Raw genomic sequence first — 2,167 nt, 5'->3', positions numbered from 1 at the left:
GTCTACAACCCAAACTCCAATCTTAGGTGAAGAAAGAAGATACATGAGCATTAAAGAGGCGGCAGCATTGCAGTCATTGGATATGCTTGATTTTTTTCCTGTCAACAATAGCAAGGCTTTTAAGGCTCTTGGGAATGCAGTTAACGCCCTAATAGTCAAAGAAATCGCAAAAGAACTAATACACTAGAAGGATCTGGAATGTTTAAAGTAAATGTTTCACCCGATATGAATATGTATAGCTTGCTGATAAGTCAAGGATATGATCCAACTTATGCGCTCTGTGAGTTTTTGGACAATTCAATACACGCCTTCCAAGAATACTCAGATCTTGATGTTCTTGAGATTGACATTGATTTCTTTTCCTCCAGCTATCATATTAAAAGTAAACGTAACTCTATCGTTATTACCGATAGAGGGCCAGGAATAAAAAAAGAGGTTTTAAAAAAAGCTCTTCAGCCGGCAAACAAACCTTCAAAATCTGGTCTCAGTGAATTCGGCATTGGGATGAAGTCAGCTGCAGTTTGGTTTTCCAATGAGTGGGTTCTGACCACTTACCCCAAATGCGAAGGGATAAGATTAAGTGCTGACTTTAACCTTGAAAAGCTGCTTTCTGAGGGTAGGTCAGTGCTCGAAGTGACTGAAAAATCAAGTGACTCATCAAACCATGGAACGATAATCGAGCTAAAAGGCCTGCGAAATAGAATCAATGAAGATAAGTATGAGGCTATTTGTCGAGGAATTGGTGATATATATCAAAAATTCATAAGTAGAGACGAAAATACAGTTAATATAAACTCTTCATTCGACGGAAAAAAGACTACAATTAAAAGAAAATATAAGGGTTTTGAAACCCTAAAGGCTCCAGCCTTTGTAAAGCGAAAAAATCAGATTTTTACAACCGGCGATGAGAAAGAGTGGACAGTTGATGTAAACACCGAATTTCAAGGGAAGCCAGTGAAAGGTTTTATCCACCTAATGAATTCTGGGGGATACAAAAAGAATCCTGGGCTAGTCTTGTTCAGACATAACAGGGTGATAGTGGGAACGACAGAGAAGCATTATAAGCCGGATGGTCTATACGGCACTTCAAATAAAGCTGCCGGAATGAGGCTTCAAGGGGAATTGCACCTTGATGAGCATCCAGTTAGCTATACGAAAGACAGGTTTTCTTTTGATGATGAAGATTTCGGCGAGCACCTAGCAAAAGATGTAAGTGGCCTAAAGGATTTGCTAAATCAGGCTGAAAACTATCGTGCAAAAGGCGCTCCGTCACTTGAGAAGGTAGGTGTTGGTATACCTGACCAGAAAGAAAATCACGAGAAGAATTCTGAAACTGACCAGCCTGAACCTTCCGAAGAGTCTACGGATTCATCCACTCAAGAAGATGATAAAAGCCAAGGTGGTAATGACGAGAATCAATACTCTACGAAACCCGAGAACGAAGATGATGGGTTTGCCATCGACAAGTCGGAAACTAAGATACCATTTTCAGAAAAAATTGAATCTGCACTAAAGAAAAGTAAAGCTAAAAAGCCGTACCGCCTCTATAGATCATTGTGCGTCATTTCTTTGGTAAATCACCCAATTCTTATGTACGTTGGAGCTTGGTCGTTTTTTGAAATTCTTGCGAGGAAATGCGGAAATAGCGGTGATGACTTTACAGCGTTTTTTTCTCAACAGGCTCAACGTTGGGGGTTTTCAAAAGAAGATAAGAAAACATTTAATGTCCGATTGAAACACGTATCTGAAAATGGAAACATTGTAAAGCATCATCACGACAGTATGCAGGTTTCAGCGATTCAGCTTGCCAATGATTTTGAGGTGTTGGAACCGTTAATTGTTGCGGCATTGGAGCATATAGGGAAATCAGATTAATGAGATAGATGAAGTTAGCCTTAAATTTGTGGTGGGCCTAACAGAAGTGCCCAAGTCACAAAGATAATAAAGGATATGTCGTGAAGGTAAGTGGCCCATTAATTGGGTGCCAAACTGTCTGGACTTTAATTTAAGATAGCATTTTGAATGCTGAACGATAGTAGATAATGGGTGCTTTAAAATTCTTGCGCCTGTACATGCGGTGTATTAATGAAGCGGTCGCATTTCCGCAATCATAAAACGCTCCAATGATTCCGGAGACCCCATAAACAAAAAAGGCCCGAAGCTTTCA

General features: G+C 39.9%; 2 protein-coding genes. Both read left to right on the top strand.

The annotated features are described in order from the left end of the window. The coding region (locus ABJF11_RS00015; protein ID WP_348117026.1) for a DNA cytosine methyltransferase at window positions 1-187 on the top strand (187 nt) is incomplete at its 5' end. An 11-nt stretch (window positions 188-198) separates the two neighbouring features. Beyond that, window positions 199-1,875, top strand: a complete 1,677-nt coding sequence (locus ABJF11_RS00010; protein WP_317306096.1) for an ATP-binding protein — start codon at window positions 199-201, stop codon at window positions 1,873-1,875. The last annotated feature ends 292 nt before the right edge of the window (window positions 1,876-2,167 follow it).

Source organism: Reichenbachiella sp. (assembly GCF_039941815.1).
In the GTDB taxonomy this organism is placed as follows: Bacteria; Bacteroidota; Bacteroidia; order Cytophagales; family Cyclobacteriaceae; genus Reichenbachiella.
Note: the sequence above shows the minus strand (reverse complement) of the source record. Positions and strands in the feature narration are given on the sequence as shown.

Excerpts from the sequence above, each read along its gene's own strand:
- ABJF11_RS00010 (WP_317306096.1), top strand. The coding sequence starts at position 199 with ATGTTTAAAGTAAATGTTTCACCCGATATGAATATGTATAGCTTGCTG.